Raw genomic sequence first — 21,019 nt, 5'->3', positions numbered from 1 at the left:
CAGAGCCACTGCCACCAGAACCGTTACCGCCGGAACCATTGCCACCAGAGCCGTTGCCACCAGAGCCACTGCTACCAGAACCGTTATCGCCAGAACCGTTGTCACCAGAACCACTATCGTTCTGAGAACCGTTATTTCCTGGAGGTTTATTATTATCCTTTGAGTTTCCTTCTGCAAAATGATCACTATTTTGTACAATAGCGTTTGTTAATGGGCGGAAGTTTTCAGTTGCAGCATTACCAATATTTAAACCGCTAAAAAAAGATAAAGAGAGTGTTGATGCTAAAATGAAGATTTTCGTCATGGTTTTCCTCCTAAGAAATTAATATTCCATCTAAAATACATCCCTTTGTAATATTTCTTAGGAAAAAGAGTTTTATGCAAAAAAAACTATATATAGAAAAAGGTGGTGTATTTCTCAAAGCAGAAAAGAGTTAATGTAGATTTCCTACAAATAGTAGAGGCGGAGAATTTACATTCATAACGGTAGAGGAAGTGGCAGTAGATGAAAGAGTATATAGCGTTTGATATTGGCGGTACGCAAATTAAGTATGGCATTGTTTCAGAAATAGGGAGAGTATTAAAGCGTAAAACAGTTGCAACAGAAATTCATTTAGGCGGAGAACAAATTATTCAAAAACTGATATATGTATCAAAAAAAATAATGAATGAACATACTATTGCAGGAATTGGTATTAGCACCACGGGGATTGTTGATATTAGTAAAGGAATTGTGACGGGAGGTGCGGATCATATTCCGGGATATCGTACTATTCCTATTATTGATAGATTGCAAGAGATATTAAAAGTTCCAGTATCGATTGACAATGATGTGAATTGTGCAGCGTTTGGAGAAAAATGGAATGGTAGTGGAAGAGAGAAAGAGAACTTTATTATGCTCACCCTTGGAACAGGGATTGGGGGAGCGATTTTTATAGACGGAGAATTGTACCGAGGACATTCATTTAGTGCTGGTGAATGGGGGAATATGTTAATAGAAGGAAAACAGTTTGAAGAGGTTGCCTCGATTTCAGGATTAATTCGTCTTGTCAGAAAATATAAAGGCAAAGGCGAGTGGAATGGGAGATTAATTTTCGAGTTGTATGATAAAGGAGATCGGGAAGTTGCTCAAGCAGTTAGGATCTTCTTTAAACATTTAGCAATCGGAATTAGTAATCTTGCTTATATTTTCAATCCAGAAAAGATTATTATTGGTGGAGGAATTACCGATAGAGGAAATGAGTTTTTAAAAGAAGTAAAAGAAGAGGTCAGTAAATACTTAAATCAAGAGATTTATAATAATTGTGAGATTGAACTTGCACAAAACGGTAATTGTGCAGGAATGATTGGTGCTATTTACCACTTCTTACATCATCATAAGTAAATTATATGAATGTTTTCATATAACTGAGAATTTATCCTTTTTATCGCTAGGTAAATAATGCTACAATATAAGAGAAGAATACAATATTTTCCGATTTGGAAAATGCTTTGTAGAAAGGGAGAAACTTCATGCCTATTATTTTAGAAAAAGGTCAAAAGATCGATTTAACGAAAGGACAACCAAAAGTAGCAAAACTACAGGTTGGCTTAGGCTGGGATCCAATTGGGCAATCAGGTGGATTTCTGTCTTCATTATTTGGAAGTAAACCAAATGTAGATTGTGATGCATCTGTTGTTATGTTAGAAGGAGATCGTTTTTTAAACAAAAATGATTTAGTTTACTTCGGAAACAAACTTTCTACTTGTGGTAGTATTATTCATTCAGGAGATAATTTAACAGGTGAAGGCGCTGGTGATGACGAAACAATTTTCGTAGAATTACATAAAGTTCCGAGCCGTATTAATCGTTTAGTATTCGTTGTAAATATTTATGACTGTGTAAATCGTCGTCAAGATTTCGGGATGATTCGTAATGCATATATTCGTATTCAAAACCCGCAAACTGGTGAAGAATTAGCACGCTATAATTTATCGGATAATTATGCTGGCAAAACGACTCTAATTGCAGGTGAAATGTATCGTCACGGAAGTGAATGGAAGTTTTCAGCTGTTGGAGAAGGCACACAAGATAAAAACTTAAGTGAGATTGTATCACGTTATCAATAAAATAAACCGAGGAGGAATTGAATATGGCATCAATTTCATTGAAAAAAGGACAAAAGGTAGACTTAACAAAAACGAATCCGGGTCTTTCAAAAGTTCTTGTAGGACTAGGTTGGGATACGAATCGTTATGACGGACAAAACGATTTCGATTTAGATGTTAGTATTTTTTTAGTAGGTGCTAACGGTAAAGTTTCAGGTGCAGAGGATTTCGTCTTCTATAATAACCCAAAAGGTGCGAATGGTGCTGTCGAGCATTTAGGAGATAACCGAACTGGCGAAGGTGAAGGTGATGACGAATCGATCAAAGTAGATTTGAAAAATGTACCTGCACATATCGAACGTATTTGTTTCACAATTACAATCTATGATGGAGAAGGTCGTAGCCAAAACTTCGGACAAGTTTCTAACTCTTTCGTACGTATTTTAGATGAAGAAAAGAATGCAGAATTAATTCGTTACGATTTAGGAGAAGATTTCTCTATTGAAACAGCCGTAGTAGTAGGTGAATTATACCGTCATGCAGGTGACTGGAAATTCAATGCAATCGGAAGTGGATTCCAAGGTGGATTAGCGTCTCTATGTAATAACTTTGGTTTAGACGTAGAGTAATAGATTTAATTTATATATCCATCGGTGAAATGTATGTTTACCGATGGATATATTTTAAAGATAAAAATATAGAGGTGAATATAGATGGTTATTCAATTACAAAAAGGACAGAAAATTGATTTGGGTAAGACAAGCCCTGGTTTAACAAAAGCAGTAATTGGTCTTGGATGGGATATTAAATCTTATGACGGTGGATCAGATTTCGATTTAGATGCATCTGCCTTTTTATTAGATGCAAACGGAAAATGTACGAAGGAAACTGATTTTATCTTCTATAATAATTTACAGTCTCCTTGTGGATCTGTTTTACATACAGGAGATAACCGTACAGGTGAAGGTGAAGGTGACGATGAGCAACTTGTTGTGGACTTAAAGAAAGTTCCAGCAGATGTGCACAGAATTGCTATTACAGTTACGATTTATGATGCAGAAGGCCGTAGTCAAAACTTTGGACAAGTAGGAAATGCGTTTGTTCGTTTAGCAAATGAAGAGACGAATGAAGAAGTTCTTCGTTTTGATTTAGGGGAAGATTTCTCCATCGAAACAGCAGTTGTCTTTTGTGAATTATACCGTCATAATGGACAGTGGAAGTTTAATGCAGTAGGAAGTGGATTCCAAGGTGGTTTAGGTGCGCTTGTAAGAGCGTATGGCTTGGATGCATAGAAAGGAAACGATATTCGTTTCCTTTTTTTGACCTTTCTATAAATCTAGCAAAGAATAGGGGATAAAGGTAAGATGAGTATTTTGCAAGGAATCCTTGATACGTATGCTCAGTTTTTCGACTTGGACATGTGGATTAAAGTGTTGCAAGATCCAGTATCTTGGGGATTAATAGGTACACTTGTTGTACTTGAAGGTTTGTTATCTGCTGATAACGCACTTGTGTTAGCAGTAATGGTAAAACATCTTCCGGAAGAAAAACGTAAAAAAGCATTATTCTATGGACTTATTGGAGCTTATGTGTTCCGCTTTATTGCAATTGGAATTGGAATGTTCTTAATTAAATTATGGTGGGTAAAACTTCTTGGTGCACTTTACCTTGCTTGGTTATCAGTAAAATACTTTATTGATAAGCGTAAAGGTGCAAGTGAAGAAGACGAAGCTCACGGTATGAATCAAAACAGTATTCTCTTTAGAATGTTCGGTGTCTTCTGGGGAACAGTTGCGATGGTTGAATTAATGGATATCGCATTCTCTGTAGATAGCGTACTTGCTGCATTTGGTGTATCTAATGAAGTTTGGATTTTATTATTAGGCGGAATGCTCGGTATTTTAATGATGCGTGGTATCGCTGGTGTATTCTTAAAATTGTTAGAGCGTATTCCAGAGCTTGAAACGACAGCATATATTTTAATCTTAATTATCGCATCGAAAATGTTACTGTCTTTAATCAAGATTGAGGTTAGTCATACACTATTCTTTATTATTTTAGTTGTAGCATTTGGAGCAACATTTATACTTCACTACATGAAGAATTCTGGACAAGCTAAAGAAGAAGTTGCAGCTACTAAAGAAGACCATAAATAATTGAAATGGGTTTGCTCGTTTTGTGAGCGCCCATTTTTTATAACCAAAAATAGTTTATAATAGAAGAAAGACTTAGAAAAAACGTAAATGTTTTTGGAGGTGAACTGTTGTGTTTTCACGTTTTACACTTCAACCATATGCATTAAAAGATGAATCGGATTTAAAGCAATTTGAAACACTTTTAGAAAAACGTCCACAATATGAGCTGACAGAGAATGAAATGAAATTTAGTTATATAGCATGTCGAATCCTTGGCGTTCCTAATGATGTAGATGAATATTTTAATGAACTGTTTGATTATAGTGAAGCGAAAGGAATTGAAGTTTTACACGAACAAAATTTAAACAAAGTGATTGATTCGGAAAAGCTTCGTCATATTCAAGAAGTGTTCGGATTACATCAAGAAGCACCAAATGGTCTGACAGTAAATAGGCTAGTTGCACACTTATCTGGGAAACAACTTTTACCGAAAGTAGACAATCCTGATTTACAGCATTACATACATGCGACGTTCATTTCAGTATTGAAATTATATGAGAAACAACATAATCAGTCGTTAAAGACAGAAGGCTTCCGTCGTTTCTTAATCGACATAATTAAACTAAGCGAAAATTACGTAGCGAAGTGGTTCTCTACGATTAATTATAAGAAACAAATGCCGCGTATCGTTTGGTATGGTGATGCACAGGAAAGCCGTATATATTTCTTATATTTTCTTATTATGCTCGGTTGTGATGTGCTTTATTATCACCCCGAAGGAAAAGATGGATTTGAAAATATTGATGAAGAGGGAAGAACTTTTGTTGTATCTCATCCGGGTCGCATTTCGCTTGAACCATTCCCTGATCGTCGACGTGAGCGTGTTGCAACAGTAGCGTATCAAGCTTCGAAAGAAATTGAACAAGTACTTCACCACGATAATTCACTATTATATAAACCGTGGCAATTTCGTTCGTATACACCTGTAGCACGTACGTTAAAAACGACATATGATGAACTCTTTTTAATTACGAAAGAAAAGGCATTTGTACGTCCGACATTTTATGTTGAAAATAAACATATTTATATTCCTTCTTTATTTGCGAAAATATCAGGCGTTTCAAAGAATGATAAAGAATATTTTCAACGATTAAAGGTTGTTACATCATTTGATAACAGTTTATTAATTAATACATTCCCGTTTACGAAAGAGCAGAAAGCAAATTTCCAATATCATTATCGAGATGCATTGGACCGAGCCGGGAAATTACATCCTGATCTAATTATGAATAGCCATTGGTGGCCGCATAAGCGTTTACCGGAAGGTTTACAACATGGGATTGCAGAGGCGATTATCCATACGTGCGAAAGTGAAATGTGCAAACCGATTGCGAAAGAAACGAAACAAGATGTAGCACTGTATGTTTTCGCACAACTTTCTCAAATACCACCTAATATTTTAGAGCAGCTTGAGAAATTTGATTATTCACAAGATGTACCGAAAATTGTTATATTTAATAATGAGAAGAGCGGAGAATTAACTCGTTCTGACGCTGTTTTATTACTATTTTTGAATCAAATTGGAGTAGATGTATTCCATTTCAATCCCACGGGCAGAAACGATATTGAACCGTATGTTGAAGCAGGAGCATTTGATTCCCATTGGCTTGAAGAAGTTAATTTCGATCTTGAGTTTCATGGTTCATCAGCCTATAAAAATTTATCACAAACAATAAAAGGACTATTTCGTCCATTTTTATAAGGAAAGGGAGAATACCATATGAATAACCCAGTCGTACTAGATTCGAAAACTGAATTGAATGAGCAAACCGCACAAGATGTTCGATTGCAACTTAGACAAGATGCAGATGTGCAACGTATTTATAACGCAGTAGATATTAAAGATCAACTGGAATTAATTGAACTTGGAAAAGAACCTTCTATGGAAATTTCACGTTTCGCTGATCAAATTTTACATACAATGTCTCTATCAAAGATAGAAGATTCTGGTGAATTGTTAAAGCAACTTGGTAAAATTATGGACAGATTTGATAGTAAAGACTTTGCGGAAGAAAAAAGTGGTTTCTTCTCGCGCATGTTCAAAAAAGCGGATAAAATGATAGAACAAATCTTTAGTAAATATCAAACGATGGGCCGCGAAATTGATAAAGTTTATGTGGAAATTACGAAGTACCAAGATGAGATGAAAAAATCAATTGGTACGTTAGATGGCTTGTATGAGCAAAACTTAAAATATTATTTAGACTTAGAGAAGTATGTAGTAGCAGGAGAAATGTTATTAGAGCGTTTAAATACAGAATTAGTTCCGATGTATGAAGAGCGCGTGCGTAATAATGATCAATTAGCAGGTATTGAATTAGAGTCGCTTAAAAACTCGGTTGAAATTTTAGAGCAACGTATTGATGATTTAGAAAAAGCGCGTATGGTTGCGCTACTTACAGCGCCGCAAATTCGCATGATTCAACGTGGTAATAATAAATTAATTGGTAAAATCAATACAGCATTTATTACAACGATTCCTATCTTTAAAAATGGTATCATTCAAGCAGTAAATGCGAAACGTCAAAAGCTTGTTGCAGATTCTATGGCTGAACTTGATCGCCGTACAAATGAATTACTTAAGAAAAATGCACAAAATATCGCAACGCAAAGTGTAGAAGTAGCGAGATTATCAGGTTCTTCTAGTATTAAAATGGAAACACTTGAGGAAACTTGGAACATTATTTCAAGAGGTATGCAAGAAACACAACAAATTGAAGAACAAAATAAACGTGAGCGTGAAGAAAGTCGCAAGCGTATGGCTACATTAACAGAGAATATCAAAAAAGAATTACAAGGATAAATGAAAAGGCAATGAGGAATAGTCCTCATTGCCTTTTAGTTTCTCTTCACTAATTTAATAATCTCATTCACAACAAGTGGAATGATAATTAATAAGAGAACAAATCCCCAATCTCGCATCGTTAATGCATGTACACCGAATATATTTGCAAGGGGCGGGATGGAGATGATACAAACTTGCATAAGAACACCGATAAGAAGGGAGAAGACTAAATATTTATTTGTAAAGATCCCAATTGAAAAAATCGATTTCGTTCTTGAACGCAAGTTAAATGAATGAACAAGCTGAGAAAAACTAAGAACGACAAATGCCATCGTTTGGGCATGTAATAGAGCATCCTCATCAATTCGCTCTGGGAAAAGAGGGAATAAATTTGTATCTCCAGTATAGAATTTTGCTCCGGCAATAAAAGCTATTAGCGTTAAAAGTCCAATGACAAGCCCATTGAAAACAAGAAAAGGAACGCTACCACTAAATAAGCTTTCTTTCGCATGTCGTGGTTTTTCCTTCATCACATCTGGATCTTCAGGATCAACCCCAAGTGATAATGCAGGCAGTGTATCTGTAATTAAATTTACCCACAAAATATGAATAGGTCGTAGGGGTGTTGCCCAGCCAAGTAAAATCGCTAAAAATAAAGCGATAATTTCTCCGAAGTTACAAGAGAGTAGGAAGAGAATTGATTTTTTTATGTTACGATAAATATTTCTACCTTCCTCAACAGCTTTCACGATAGATGAGAAATTATCATCTGTTAACACGACGTCCGCTGCTCCTTTTGCGACATCTGTTCCTGTAATGCCCATCGCTACGCCAACATCAGCTTGCTTTAAAGATGGTGCATCATTGACACCATCACCAGTCATAGAAACGATATTTCCTTTTGCGCGTAATGCCTTTACAATTTTCACTTTATGCTCTGGAGAGACTCTAGCGAATACATTTAAATGATTAATTTTGCTAGCTAGTTCTGTATCTGAAATGTTATCTAATTCAGTTCCAATCATAATTTCAGATATTTCTTCAGCAATGCCAAGTTCTTTAGCAATTGCAAAGGCGGTATCTTTATGGTCACCGGTAATCATAACTGTGCGAATACCGGCTTTTTTACATTCTGTAATTGAATCTTTCACTTCAGTTCGCGGTGGATCAATCATACCGACAAGACCGATAAAGATAAGATTTTCTTCAAGATGATTTATATCCACATCGTTTGAATTGTATTTTTTAAATGCGAATGAAAGTACTCTTAAAGCTTCTTGAGACATTGCTCCGGCAGATTCTAATATTTGATTTTTATCGGAATCAGTTAAAATCTCGATTTTGCCGTTTTTAAAAATATGGGTACATCGAGGTAAGAGCTTATCGATAGCACCTTTCGTCATGCTATAGTAGCTTTCATCGTATGTATGTACGGTTGACATCATTTTACGATCTGAATCGAAAGGTACTTCGTTAACACGTTCATGTATTTTTTCTAAATGATCTTTTTGCATGTTAAAAGTGGTTCCAGCAACGAGAAGTGCAATTTCAGTCGGGTCTCCCGTTTGTGATTCGTTATTGTAAGACGCATCATTACATAGCACCATATTTTCTAACAATAGACGTTGCGCATCATTATTTACATTTAAACTTTCTAAGCGATCGTATGTGTTATCACTATAAAAGTGAGTAACGGTCATTTTATTTTGCGTTAACGTACCTGTTTTATCTGAACAAATAATTGTGACAGAACCGAGGGCTTCAACAGCTGGTAGTTTCCGAATGATAACGTTTTGTTTAATCATACGTTGCACACCAATTGCAAGAACGATGGAAACGATAGCTGGCAAGCCTTCTGGAATAGCTGCAACGGCTAAACTAATAGCAGTCATAAACATTTCTAACGTATCCCGGCCTTGTAAAAAACCGATGAGGAACATAACGATACAAATAGCTACAGCGACAAATCCTAAATATTTTCCGACTTGTGCTAAGCTTTTTTGAAGTGGTGTCATATCATCGTCTGCTTCATGTAAAAGGGTAGCAATCTTACCAATTTGTGAGTTCATTCCAGTTTCAACAGCAACACCGACGCCTCTTCCGTATGTTACAAGAGTAGACATAAAGGCCATGTTTTTTTGATCGCCGAGTGGTACTTGTTCATCACTTTGCATGGAAGGGTGGTAGATTGCATCTTTATCAACAGGGACAGATTCACCAGTTAGAGCAGATTCTTCAACTTTTAAATTTGCGGTTTCGATAAGGCGTAAATCACATGGGATATATCGTCCGGCGTCGAGCATAACGATATCCCCTGGAACGACGTGCTCAGATGGAATTTCTTTTAGTTCACCATCTCGCTTGACAATTGCTTTAGGTGTCGCCATCTTCTTCAATGCCTCTAAGGCTTGTTCTGCTTTCGATTCTTGGACAACACCGATAACAGCATTTAAAACTACAACGAGTGCAATAATACTTGCATCAGCCCATTCACCTACAAAGGCGGAAATAAGGGCTGCAATAATAAGGACATATACGAGAACGTCATTAATTTGGGCGAAAATACGTTGCCATAAAGTGCGTTTTTGTTTTGTAGCTAATTCATTAGAACCGTATTGCTTTAAACGTTCATTTACAATTTCATCTGTTAAACCGTGTTGTTCATTTGTTTCTAGGTCGATTAATGTTTGATCTTTCGTCTTACTGTACCAATTGCTCATAAGTAAGCACCTCCAGTAAAAACAGTTAGCAATGGTAGTGTTGCTATTATTTGTGAGTAGTATGTATGGAGAAAAAATCTAAGGTGAGGTTCTACTTCTATTGTACAATATTTTACAGTTGGTTGAGGGAAAGAGAAGAGTTGTCATGAATTTGTTGGAAATAAAAAAGAGCCTCATATAAGAGAGGCTTTTTTACTTTTTAATTAATGTACCTAATTCTTCTGTAATAGCTTGCATTTCACTAATGCTGAATGTTTCACGTTTCATAACATGATCATAAATATCACGTAAATCTTCGTACATTTCTTCGTTAAAACTAGCAGCTCTCATCGCTCCAGCATTAACCATACGTAATTTTTCTTTAATAGCTTCGACCATGTATTCAACGTTTTCTTCTGACTTTACGGATAAATCCACCGAAGTGTCCCCCTTTAAAATAACATAAGGCTATCTTAACATTTTTTATCATTTTCGTTAATGGATCTTTTCAATCCTATTAAATTAGTAGGGATTTCCTTTATATTTCATAATTGGTTGTTTATACTATAAGTATATATGAAGAAATGCACCAAGAAGGGAAGAAACAAAAACATGGTTCAAGTATTGTTTGTTTGTCTTGGGAACATTTGCCGTTCTCCGATGGCAGAAGCGATTTTTCGAAATCTTGTCGTAAAAGAGGGACTTGAAGAGAAAATTGTCATTGATTCTGCAGGAACTGGAGATTGGCATGTTGGCCATCCGCCACATAAAGGAACACAAAAAATTTTAAAAGAAAATGCAGTCACTTTTGAAGGAATTAAAGCAAGGCAAGTAGAAAAAGAAGACTTAACAAAGTTTGATTATATTATTGCCATGGACAACAAGAATATAGCAGATTTAAAAAGTTTAGGTAAAACTGGAGGCTATATTGGTAGGCTGTCCGACTTTGTTCCAGACGGTGGCTGGACAGACGTTCCTGACCCTTACTATACAGGGAATTTCCAAGAAGTATATGACCTTGTAACAGAAGGGTGTGCAAAGCTATTAGCTTTCATTCGAAATGAACAAGGAATATGAGGAAGCTTAGAAAGAAATACTTTCTAACATAAGAAATGAAAGGGTGAAGGAATATGGCAAAGAAAAATAATATTGCTCGAAACATTGCGATTGGTGTAGCGGCAGGTGTAGCTGTATCCATGTTAAAGAAAGAAAACCGTGAAAAAGTAAAAAATACAGCAGAAAAAGCAAAAACAAAGATGATTGAAATTGGTGAAAATGCAAAGATCAAAGAAAAGGTGCAAACTGTTACAGATAAAGGACGCGAACTTGCTGATTTCAATGTGGTAAAAGCGAAAGTAGCAGAAATTAAAAAATTAACGCCATCTGTTGTAGAGACGTTAAAAGAAACGAAAGAAATTTTTAGTAAGAAAAAAGTTGAGTCAGAAGAAAAGCCAGAAACGATTGAAATTCAAGCTGTATCTCCAAAGGTAGATGAGCTGAAAGCAGAAGAAGAGCCAGTAGTTGCTGAAGATGGTGGTATGAAAGAAGCGCGTGAATTATTTATGAAAGACTCAAATAAAGAGGAAAAAAAAACTGAAGCGTACATTGAGTTGAAGCAAGATAAAGAAGAGAAGAAAAGTGTTTAAACATATATGAGAAAAATTTTAGAAAAGGTGAGAAGAAATCGTACTTATTCGTTTGGTAAAGATTTGTATGACCGGACGATGCGCGATGATGTAGCGGGCTTGGCAGCACAGCTCGCTTATTTCTTCTTGCTTGCAATTTTTCCTGGGCTCGTTTTCTTAATTACGCTTCTTGGATTTATCCCCATTCAAACAGAGGATGTGCTTAGTTTATTAGAGGTTTATGTACCAGATGATGCAATGAACTTAATTGAGGTAAATGTAGATAAAGTTGTAAACCAGCAAAATGGTGGTTTATTATCGTTTGGTTTATTATCTATGTTATGGTTTGCCTCAAATGGTGTTAATGCGGTTATGAATGCTTTTAACCGCGCTTATGATGTGAAGGAAACACGTTCTTTTATTACAACAAGAGCGTTATCAATTGTGTTTACATTAGCTATCATTTTTATGATTGTCTTTGCGTTAATTGTCCCAGTATTCGGACAAGTTATTGGAGCAGCAGTGTTTAAAGCACTCGGTTTATCAGATAGTTTCTCTTTCGTATGGAGCATTACACGATTAGTAGCGAGTTTCTTCGTGTTATTTGCATTGTTTAGTTTTTTATATACATTTGCACCAGATCGAAAATTAAAAAGAAGAGAAGTTATTTCAGGGGCGTTATTTGCTACTGTAGGATGGATTGTGGTATCGTACTCATTTGCTTATTATGTAGATAAGTTTGCAAATTACGCCAATACATATGGTGGTCTCGGTGGTATCATTATTTTAATGTTATGGTTTTATTTAACTGGATGGGTAATTTTACTTGGCGGTGAAATTAATGGTTTACTCCATCATTATAGAACGGGTGACAATAATTCCCGTAATGAAAAGTGAGCTCTTGTTCCATAATAATAGGGAACAGGGGGGATATTTCATGAGTAATAATAAAAAGAACCATAATAATAAAAATAACAATAAACAAAAAAGCAGTTCGCATCCAAAGCATAAAACGAGTAGCAGTGCGAATGGGCATAATAGCTACCATTAAAAAAAGCGGGTCCTTTATGAGGGACCCGTTTTATTTGTTTCCTTTTAATAATCGTAAGCCATTCAAAATGACAAGAATCGTACTTCCTTCATGCCCAATAACACCGAATGGAAGAGCTAAAAATTGTAAGAAATTTGAACAAATTAGTAGTGCAATTACAGCTAGCGAAAAGATTACGTTTTGCTTCACAATACGGTTCATTCGTTTTGATAGACGGATCGCTTGAGAAAGTCGAGATAATTCGTTCTTCATCAGTACAACATCCGCAGTTTCTAAAGCTACGTCTGTTCCTTCTCCCATTGCTACACCAATGCTAGCAGTAGCGAGTGCTGGTGCATCATTTATACCGTCTCCGACCATTGCTACTGTACCGTATTTTTCTTTTAACTTTTTAATGGTTTCAACTTTTGTTTCTGGTAAACATGATGCGTAATATTCTTTTATATTACTTTCAGAGGCAATTGCCTTTGCTGTTTCCTCATTATCGCCAGTAATCATAATTGCTTCGACACCAATGATTTGTAATTCACGAATAGCAGCTATTGTTTCTTGGCGAAGCGTATCTTTTAAAGCGATAAGTCCAAGAATGCCTCCCTCATCACTAATATAAACGACAGTTTTACCTTCCTTTTCAAGTGAGGCAGAAATACCATTATGGAATGTTTTTGTTTCTTCACCGATAAAATCAGCTTTACCTATTTTATAAGCGTTGTTTTCGAATATTCCTTTTAGCCCAAAACCAGTTACATCTTCAACCTTTTCTGGTTTTTTTAATGTAATGTCGTACGCATGTTGTGCATATTTAACAATGGATTCAGCTAAAGGATGTGTAGAGTGACTTTCAATGGATGCTGTAATAGAAAGTACTTCTTTTTCTGTTATATTTTCTCGAACATATACATCTGTTACGGTAGGTTTCCCTTCTGTTAATGTTCCTGTTTTATCAAACGCGATTGCTTTCACCGAAGCAAGGCGTTCTAAATGTATTCCACCTTTAAAGAGAATTCCATTTCTTGCTCCGTTAGAAATTGCAGATAACGTTGCTGGTGTAATGGCAGCAACGAGTGCACAAGGAGATGCGACTACAAGTAAGATCATAGCGCGATAAAACGTTTCATTCCAGCTCCAGTCAATTAAGAAATGAGGAACGAACATCATAAGCGTAACAACGAGTAGTACACCTTTTACGTATGTTCCTTCAAACTTTTCGATGAATAGTTGTGATGGTGATTTTTCACTTTGTGCACTTTGGACGAGACGGATAATCTTTTGGAATAATGTTTGATCGCTTGGCTTCGTAATTTTAACTTCGATAGCACCACGTAAATTTACAGTACCTGCAAATACTTCATCGCCATGTCTTTTCTCATTTGGAATAGGTTCTCCCGTGATTGCTGCTTCATCGATATTTGTTTCACCGTTATGAATCGTACCGTCAGCAGGAACACGTTCACCAGGTTTAATTAAAATAATGTCGTTAATTTGTAACTCTCCAACAGGAACACGTTCCTCAGTTCCGTTGGAAATACGTAATGCTTCTTCAGGTTGTAAGTCAAGAAGAGCGGAAATTTCTTTTTGGCTTTTACTTAACGTATAAGATTCCATAGCACCGCTGAGCGCAAAGATAAAGATTAAGATAGCCCCTTCTGCCCAGTAGCCAATAATTGCAGCACCAATAGCTGCAAAGAGCATTAGCATTTCAACATTTAGCTCTTTTTCTTCAATCGTATCTTCAATGCCTTCTTTCGCTTTTGCATATCCACCAACTATATAAGCAAGGATATAGCAAGTAATACCTACATTCATTGCATCGTTCTTTGTGAATAGCCAGCCAGCTAAAATAAAAATACCAGATGTCACTGCAAATACAAGTTCATAATGCTTTTTTAATATGTCCCATAAAGAGGGATGAGGAATTGTTTCTTTTGCGTGTAACGTTTTTACTTCTGAGTTCATTACTACTCGCTCCTTCCGAATTCTTATTGAGAAAAATAATCAAAATCGAAACCCCTATAAAACGACGAAAGCTGCCATCCATAATGGATAGCAGCATTTCTGTTGAATCTGTTTTTAATAGTTATTATGTTGTAATTATTCTATAGTATATCATATGTTTTTATGAGATGGTACAGTTTTGTTTCAAGTATAAACGGAAAACTTGTGTTTTCGCAATTCCTTTGGTATATATGAATATTGTTCATAAAAAGGTCGGAAAGGAAGACAACAAGTGAAGACAGAGAAATTTTTTACCCATCCGATTGGCGTATTTATTGCTGCAATAGTAGCAACTTTTTTATGGGGAAGCGCATTTCCTTTTATTAAATTAAGTTATGTTGAACTTGGAATTCAACCACAAGAAGTTGGAGAGCAAATATTATTTGCCGGTTATCGTTTCTTTTTATCTGGAGTCATGCTCTTATTATTCTTTAAAGTGTTAGGAAAAGATATGAGCTTCAAAAAAGGAACGGGGAAACAGTTAATACAAATTGGTTTATTCCAAACGTTTCTTCAATATATCTGTTTTTACATTGGAATGAGTTATAGTTCGGGAATTGAAGGAGCTATCATTTCAGGGACATCATCATTCTTTCAAATTTTACTCGCCCATTTTTTATATAAAGATGATGCTCTCAATATGAGAAAAATAATTGGGGTATCGATTGGTTTTTGTGGCGTCATTTTAGTAAATGTGCCGAGTGATGGTAGCTTATCATTTCATTTTGGAATCGGAAGCTTATTACTTCTTAGTGCAGCAATACTGTATTCATATGGAAACATATTAGCAAAAGAAGGTAGTAAAACATTAGATGTTGGCTATATGACAGCATACCAAATGATGTTTGGTTCTATAGGATTATTATGTATAGGGGCTTTACAAGTTGGAGTAATGCCATTTACATTTAGTCTACATGCACTACTTATGCTGATTTATTTATCTTTCTTATCTGCAGCTGGTTTTTGCATTTGGAATACAATTATGAAGTACAACAAGGTTGGAAAAGTATCTATGTATATGTTCTTTATACCCGTATTTGGTGTGTTATTATCGAGCATGATTTTAGGTGAAGCAATTCATTCATTTGTGCTACTCGGTTTAGCATGTGTAGCCGCGGGAATTATTGTGGTAAATCGGACACCAGCTAAGCAAAAAATGGAGCAAGAAAAACAAGTAGCATAGAGAGCAGAAAAGCGATTACAATGGAAGAACAGTGCTGTTCTTCTTTTTTTAGAAAAAGGATAATAGACTAAGTGTAACGAAAAAAGATACAAAAAGCATTTATTGAGGAGAACATATTATGAATCTACTTTACGTGGTGTTAATTGGGCAAATACTTCTTTTTTTTATTGGTGCAATTTATGCAATGGGGCAGACAAAAAGAACGAAAGCTAATATGCCGTTACCTTTAGCAATCCGTCTTATTCTTAGTTTTTCTTTAACAGGTAGTGCAATTTGGATATGGTTACAAGATCCATCTGTAGAGTATAGTACGTGGGTTGCACTTGGTATGACTTTATCGACTGTGGGAGATTTGTTTATGGCTGGGCTGATTCCAATTGGTCATCGATTAATTGGAGGGATGGTTACTTTCGCTCTTGCTCATTGTTTTTATGTAAAAGCATTTTTGCAAACAGGAATTTCATGGAATGGTTTTTGGATTGGCTTACTCGTATATGGGCTCTTTCTAATTGTAGGATGGTTCTTCTTTATCCGAAATGATAAACAGGATAAGTTGTTTACGATAGGAGCTCTAATTTACGGATTGTGGGTTGGAGGAATGGCTTGCTTTGCATTCGCCTTATATTATGAAAATACAGGGATATGGTGGATACCAGCGTTTGGTGGCTTACTGTTTGTAATTTCTGATTTCATTATTGGCGTGACAGATATCGGAGGGCGTAAATTGAAGTATGAGCCACTTTGGATTTGGCTTACATATGTAGCTGCTCAAATGTGTATTGTATATGTGGGATTATAAAAAGATACTCTCAAAAATAGTGGATAGACTATTTTGAGAGTATCTTTTTTGCTTGTTAATTTGATCAGTATTTTTATTTTAAAATTTCTAATATTATAATTTTACAATTCAGAATTTTGTAGAAAATCACCGGTCGTATTATTTATAATAAAAGTAAAAAGATGATGAGTTGGTGAAATGATGCAAAAGAAAAAACGTTGGCGTGAATTCTTTGGAACTATTGCAATTGCATGTTTATTGGTGTTTTTGGCGAAAATTTTTGTGTTTTTTCCGACGACTGTAAAAGGAGCATCTATGAGGCCAACGTTGCAAGATGGAGATAAGGTGATTGTTAATAAGTTAGCAAAACAATTTGAAAGCTATGGGAGAGAAGATATTATTGTTGTGAAAACAGATAATTTTTATGTCAAAAGAGTGATTGGATTGCCTGGAGATATAATTGAGATGAGAAATGATCAATTATATGTAAATTCTGAAGTGAAAGATGAAGAGTATTTGGATAGTAATAAAAAACAAGCAGAAAAAAAACTTATGAATTTAACAGAGGACTTTGGACCGATTACAGTTCCTAAAAATAAGATTTTTGTTATGGGAGATAATCGCTTAATAAGTAAAGATAGTAGAAATGGTTTAGGTTTTATTGATAGAGAAGATGTGTTAGGAAAGTTAGCAGGCATTTATTATCCGTTTGAACATATGAAAATAATAAAGTAAAAAAAACCAAGCAAATTTTAGTTTGCTTGGTTTTTTTGTTAAACAGTAGGAGATTCGTTTGATACAGAGATATCTTCATGTTTCTTTGTAGTACTTAAAACAAATTTATGTTGTAGTAATTGTAGTTTAAATAACGCCAAAGGATCATGATATGTTTCTGGATTGCTTCTTAGCGTCGCTAATGTTTGCTCGTCTTCCTGTATCTCAAGTTGAGCTGCATCTACATTTTGTTTCAATATATTAAGTGGATCTTTGAAGAACATCATGATATCACGTTCTAATGCACCTTCAAATACTTCAAATTGAAGGAAGAATTGTTTGGAAATTGTGTGAGCAATTTCTGTATAGTCTTCTGTTTCAATATATTGTTTATATTTGTTGGCGAGCATAGATTGGTTTTTTTGCATATTACCAAATAATTTTCCGGCACTTTTTAAGAAAAACTGTGTCGGTGTAAAGCGTAATAAAATATTGATGTTCGTTACTGTAATTCGATTTGTCATTCGTGCAACATCTCGATTCCAATCATCTAATAATTTGAAATCGCAAGGAAGTTTCATACGTTCTTCTTTATATAATTTATTAAACGTTTCACTCATTTCATCTAAATAAGCTTGAGCTTGAATAAATTCATTATGTGCTGTTTCAATCCATTCTTGAATAGACCCAGTAAATTTAGGAAGAAGTACCTGTTGTACATGCTTTTGAACACGTTCATTCATTGCAGCATTTAATTCTTCATGAACTAGTTTGAAATCACTATCTTCTTGAACAAGATCAGAGCAACTCTGTAATAATTCAGGAATTTGAGAATGTATATCTCGTGTAATTTCTTCTTTCGTTAAAAGATAGGATTCGGTAATAGAGCGAATTTTATCTTTTTCAAGAGCAGTAAGGTTATTAATAAATCCAGTAAGTTTCACTGAGATGTGTTTATTCCAGCGTACGGATTTTACTAATGTATTTTCTAATTCCACACGTTCATTTATGAGATAAGCAATTGTCTTTTGTGTAAACCATATTAGCTTTTCTATACGTTCTTTTTCTATATCGCGTTTTGCAAGATTAGAGAGAATAGATTCTGTTACATCTCCAAGTTGCTGGCTACTCTCTTGCGAAGGAGAGTATGGGAAGAATTGTGCATCTGGAAAATGTACTTTAAGTTTACTAATTAGTTTTTCATTAGTAGTCGTATTATTTGTGTGTAATACGAAGTGAATTTGTAAGTTTGGTACTTGTTCACGTAAATAAATTAATGTATCAATTTCTTTACTATGCAATGGTGAAGAAGAATTTAATACGTAAACAAGACTATCTGCTGCTTGTAAGTATTCAAAGTATGCATTGTTTTTATCCAATTGCTCTTGAATGGATGGTGTAAGAAGAAATGTAAACTTATTTTTTCTTAAAAACCTACTTGGTAGCTTAATTTCTATACATTTTTTCTCAAGTTCTGACTGAGCAGATGTAGCCGTTATTTGATGGAATTCATCAAGGTTAGGGATATTTCGTATATCTAACTCGGTAAATTCTGTTATTTCAGTTTGACTAGCGTCTTTAAATAGAATAGGAGTTGTTAAAGTTTCAGTTAAGATGTTCTCTCCCAATATTGAATTAACAAATGATGTTTTATCATGGTCACTAGTTCCAGCTATTAGTAGTGGTGTGACATTTAAATCACATAGTTCATGGACTAGTAGCGTAAATTGATGACTTAAATCTACATCATTTTTCTCAGCCCATACAGCGATTGTTTCGAATAAATGAGAAACTGTTTCCATATTTACATCTGCTTCAGCTGATGTATTAGAAAGTAAGGATCCAGCACTTTTTACGAGTAATGATTCTAAAGTTGTAGGTGAGACTTCATTCCATGCTAACACTGCTGCAGAGACAACTAGAGAATCTTTTGCTTTCGTTAAACTAAACCAATTTGTTAATAAATTTGGTACAAGTCCGTTTAATTCATGCATAAAATGATTTCCGGTAATTAATGCAAAGTATGTTTCTTGATAGCGAGTAGAAATTTCATTCCAATCGTCATTATTGTCTGTTTCAATATGCAAGAATAAATGATTAATACTTTGAATCCAAGGAAGGTATAAGGATTCATGTTGATAGCTATTCCAAAGAGCAATAACAAGCTCTTTAAATTGAGCTTGATCAACAGCATATAGAGCTTTTAAAGACTCATAGAAATATTCAGGCTTAATATTTTTTGTAAATCCTTTGTTTATGTAATTTATTAACGTATCAAACCAGTGTAAAGATTGTGTTCGAATACCTTCTTGAACAGCTAGTTCGATAGCGTTGTTCCAATCTTCTTGTTTTTCATAGAAAGAACGTGCAATTGCAGTAATATTTGGATAATCCGGTTGGAATGCAACAGCTTCACTAATCGTCTTAAAAGCGAGTCCTAAACGATCTTGTTCGATATAAAGAGAAAGAAGTTGTAAGGAAACCTCCATCGTAAGAGTTGTATCTTCCGTTTGAATAGATTGATAAATTTCTTCTGCCTTTGGTAAGAATCCTAGTTCAAAATAAGCATCTGCAATATTTTTTGTCGCCCAAAGTGCAAGAGCATTATTTACTTTTTCCCATTTAAATATAGCTGCTTCAAAATCTTTATTTTGATAATAAAATTCACCTTGAGCAAATCGAATATTAGAAATGTTGGAGAATTCATTTTTAGATTCATTTATATATGCTTCACCGAGTACTTCCGATGCAGGAGTAGAAGTTTCTTCTGTTAAAAATGTTTTATAGTAAACTTTTTGAATAAATTGATTTTCAATGGTCATGTTCGTTCCCCCCTGTATAATTTAGAAAAATGATGTCGTATGTAAAAGGGTGTATGTTCTTTTAATAGGTAGAAGTTGCATTATATAGACCAAACTATGTTTTTGCTAGATATATCATTTTTCTTGAGAGTTAAACCGTTGCGAAAAGTAACTTTCCTTTATTGTAACAAAAAAACACGCATATGAATTTTTATTTTTTATCGGGTTATTTGCGGGCAGTAAGAATCTACTCTCAAAATTGGTGAATGTAAGTAAGTTATGTGGGAGTCGGGATGTCTGTAGAAGCAAGATTGGCATAGGTTAATAATTAGTAGAGGATGAACAAAACTCCCACTGATTAAAGTTTCACTTTATCTCTGTTAAAGGAAAGAATAGAAGTAGAGTTCATTATAAAAACAATGTATAGTGAATATGTATACCATGTTTGCCTTAAAGATAGAAAGGGTACAATGTGGAATAACGATCGTGCATAGGATGTGTCTTCCGAATGGAACAACATATTGGCGAGTTAATCGCGCATTATGGCTATTTTGGAATTGTTATAGCTTTGGCTGGTGGTATTGTCGGATTACCGATACCAGACGAGTTTTTATTGACCTTTGTTGGTTATAATGTTTCAAAAGGAGTTATGTCAGGAACTGCTGCTTTTTTAAGTGGGATGGCTGGTGCGATGTTAGGGATCACGTTAAGCTACATATTAGGTTTAAAACTTGGGCTCCCTGTTTTAAAGAAATATGGGCCGAAAATTAGAATTAAAGAACATCACATTGAAAAAACACATATTTTATTTGAAAAATATGGGCCATTTCTTTTAATGATTGGTTATTTTATACCGGGAGTACGTCATTTAACGGCATATTTTGCTGGGGTATCAAATTTGACACTTTGGCGTTTTTGTTTGTACGCTTACGGTGGTGCGCTCATTTGGATAAGTGTTTTTATTGGGCTTGGCTGGAAGTTAGGCGAGAAGTGGCGCTTCGTTGAGTATAGTTTACATCATTATGGAATATGGATTTTATTAATTTCAGCAGTTGTTACATGTGTTGTATGGTTGTACATAAAGAAAAAGAAAAACCGCTAATAG

18 protein-coding genes and 1 pseudogene are annotated in these 21,019 nt (G+C 35.0%); 14 read left to right on the top strand and 5 right to left on the bottom strand.

The window, feature by feature from the left end; genetic code table 11:
• Window positions 1–304: pseudogene (locus C4S65_RS17840) on the bottom strand (peptidase); the annotation flags it as partial.
• A 201-nt stretch (window positions 305–505) separates the two neighbouring features.
• Here C4S65_RS17840 and C4S65_RS17835 point away from each other — a divergent pair.
• From C4S65_RS17835 to C4S65_RS17805, 7 genes are all read left to right on the top strand, one after another.
• Window positions 506–1,384, top strand: coding sequence for an ROK family protein (locus tag C4S65_RS17835; protein ID WP_000666111.1), 879 nt, complete (start codon window positions 506–508; stop codon window positions 1,382–1,384).
• 128 nt (window positions 1,385–1,512) lie between these two features.
• Complete coding sequence (locus C4S65_RS17830) at window positions 1,513–2,109, top strand: TerD family protein (protein ID WP_001121586.1); 597 nt, start codon at window positions 1,513–1,515, stop codon at window positions 2,107–2,109.
• Window positions 2,110–2,132: 23 nt separating this feature from the next.
• Window positions 2,133–2,717 carry a TerD family protein gene (locus C4S65_RS17825; RefSeq protein WP_000146729.1) on the top strand — a complete coding sequence of 195 codons (585 nt, stop codon included), beginning with the start codon at window positions 2,133–2,135 and terminating at the stop codon, window positions 2,715–2,717.
• Window positions 2,718–2,801: 84 nt separating this feature from the next.
• Window positions 2,802–3,380: a TerD family protein gene (locus C4S65_RS17820; RefSeq protein WP_000236653.1), complete on the top strand. Its 579-nt coding sequence runs from the start codon at window positions 2,802–2,804 to the stop codon at window positions 3,378–3,380.
• Window positions 3,381–3,452: 72 nt separating this feature from the next.
• Window positions 3,453–4,244: a TerC family protein gene (locus C4S65_RS17815; RefSeq protein WP_000025706.1), complete on the top strand. Its 792-nt coding sequence runs from the start codon at window positions 3,453–3,455 to the stop codon at window positions 4,242–4,244.
• 109 nt (window positions 4,245–4,353) lie between these two features.
• Window positions 4,354–5,985 (top strand): YceG family protein, encoded by a 1,632-nt coding sequence (locus C4S65_RS17810; protein ID WP_000492855.1) that lies wholly within the window; start codon window positions 4,354–4,356, stop codon window positions 5,983–5,985.
• A gap of 18 nt (window positions 5,986–6,003) precedes the next feature.
• Window positions 6,004–7,086 carry a toxic anion resistance protein gene (locus C4S65_RS17805; RefSeq protein WP_001064413.1) on the top strand — a complete coding sequence of 361 codons (1,083 nt, stop codon included), beginning with the start codon at window positions 6,004–6,006 and terminating at the stop codon, window positions 7,084–7,086.
• A gap of 35 nt (window positions 7,087–7,121) precedes the next feature.
• Here the strand turns inward: C4S65_RS17805 and C4S65_RS17800 are convergent, their stop codons facing one another.
• Both C4S65_RS17800 and C4S65_RS17795 read right to left on the bottom strand, forming a co-directional pair.
• Window positions 7,122–9,788, bottom strand: coding sequence for a cation-translocating P-type ATPase (locus C4S65_RS17800; protein WP_098617824.1), 2,667 nt, complete (start codon window positions 9,786–9,788; stop codon window positions 7,122–7,124).
• A gap of 192 nt (window positions 9,789–9,980) precedes the next feature.
• Complete coding sequence (locus C4S65_RS17795) at window positions 9,981–10,205, bottom strand: DUF1128 domain-containing protein (protein WP_000366196.1); 225 nt, start codon at window positions 10,203–10,205, stop codon at window positions 9,981–9,983.
• A gap of 174 nt (window positions 10,206–10,379) precedes the next feature.
• On the opposite strand from C4S65_RS17795, the gene C4S65_RS17790 reads away from it, so the two are divergent.
• Genes C4S65_RS17790 through C4S65_RS17780 form a run of 3 tightly spaced genes read left to right on the top strand, consistent with a single transcriptional unit; the run spans window position 10,380 to window position 12,289 of the window.
• A complete protein-coding gene (locus tag C4S65_RS17790) occupies window positions 10,380–10,844 on the top strand; it encodes a low molecular weight protein-tyrosine-phosphatase (protein ID WP_000250916.1) in 465 nt (154 codons plus the stop codon).
• Window positions 10,845–10,897: 53 nt separating this feature from the next.
• Window positions 10,898–11,413 carry a DUF4075 domain-containing protein gene (locus tag C4S65_RS17785; RefSeq protein ID WP_001085391.1) on the top strand — a complete coding sequence of 172 codons (516 nt, stop codon included), beginning with the start codon at window positions 10,898–10,900 and terminating at the stop codon, window positions 11,411–11,413.
• A 6-nt stretch (window positions 11,414–11,419) separates the two neighbouring features.
• Window positions 11,420–12,289: a YihY/virulence factor BrkB family protein gene (locus tag C4S65_RS17780; RefSeq protein WP_001226537.1), complete on the top strand. Its 870-nt coding sequence runs from the start codon at window positions 11,420–11,422 to the stop codon at window positions 12,287–12,289.
• 184 nt (window positions 12,290–12,473) lie between these two features.
• Here the strand turns inward: C4S65_RS17780 and C4S65_RS17770 are convergent, their stop codons facing one another.
• Window positions 12,474–14,399, bottom strand: coding sequence for a heavy metal translocating P-type ATPase (locus tag C4S65_RS17770; protein ID WP_061666212.1), 1,926 nt, complete (start codon window positions 14,397–14,399; stop codon window positions 12,474–12,476).
• A gap of 271 nt (window positions 14,400–14,670) precedes the next feature.
• Here C4S65_RS17770 and C4S65_RS17765 point away from each other — a divergent pair, with 271 nt between their 5' ends.
• The 3 genes from C4S65_RS17765 to lepB all read left to right on the top strand — a co-directional run bounded on the left by C4S65_RS17765 (window position 14,671) and on the right by lepB (window position 17,134).
• On the top strand, window positions 14,671–15,621 hold the full coding sequence (locus C4S65_RS17765; protein WP_000845705.1) for a DMT family transporter: 951 nt from the start codon (window positions 14,671–14,673) through the stop codon (window positions 15,619–15,621).
• A gap of 118 nt (window positions 15,622–15,739) precedes the next feature.
• Entirely contained in the window at window positions 15,740–16,420 is a 681-nt protein-coding gene (locus C4S65_RS17760; RefSeq protein ID WP_098536136.1) for a lysoplasmalogenase, read from the top strand.
• A gap of 177 nt (window positions 16,421–16,597) precedes the next feature.
• Window positions 16,598–17,134 carry a signal peptidase I gene (gene lepB / locus C4S65_RS17755; protein ID WP_000983308.1) on the top strand — a complete coding sequence of 179 codons (537 nt, stop codon included), beginning with the start codon at window positions 16,598–16,600 and terminating at the stop codon, window positions 17,132–17,134.
• Between the two features lie 38 nt (window positions 17,135–17,172).
• Here the strand turns inward: lepB and C4S65_RS17750 are convergent, their stop codons facing one another.
• Window positions 17,173–19,935, bottom strand: a complete 2,763-nt coding sequence (locus tag C4S65_RS17750) for a hypothetical protein (protein WP_061655991.1) — start codon at window positions 19,933–19,935, stop codon at window positions 17,173–17,175.
• A gap of 487 nt (window positions 19,936–20,422) precedes the next feature.
• Here C4S65_RS17750 and C4S65_RS17745 point away from each other — a divergent pair, with 487 nt between their 5' ends.
• Entirely contained in the window at window positions 20,423–21,016 is a 594-nt protein-coding gene (locus C4S65_RS17745) for a DedA family protein (protein WP_000434878.1), read from the top strand.
• Window positions 21,017–21,019: the final 3 nt, after the last annotated feature.

The sequence above is a fragment of the Bacillus sp. ok061 genome (genome assembly GCF_900108285.1).
Taxonomy (GTDB): domain Bacteria; phylum Bacillota; class Bacilli; order Bacillales; family Bacillaceae_G; genus Bacillus_A; species Bacillus_A thuringiensis_S.
The sequence above is the reverse complement of the archived record's forward strand: the minus strand, read 5'-3'. Positions and strand labels throughout refer to the sequence as shown.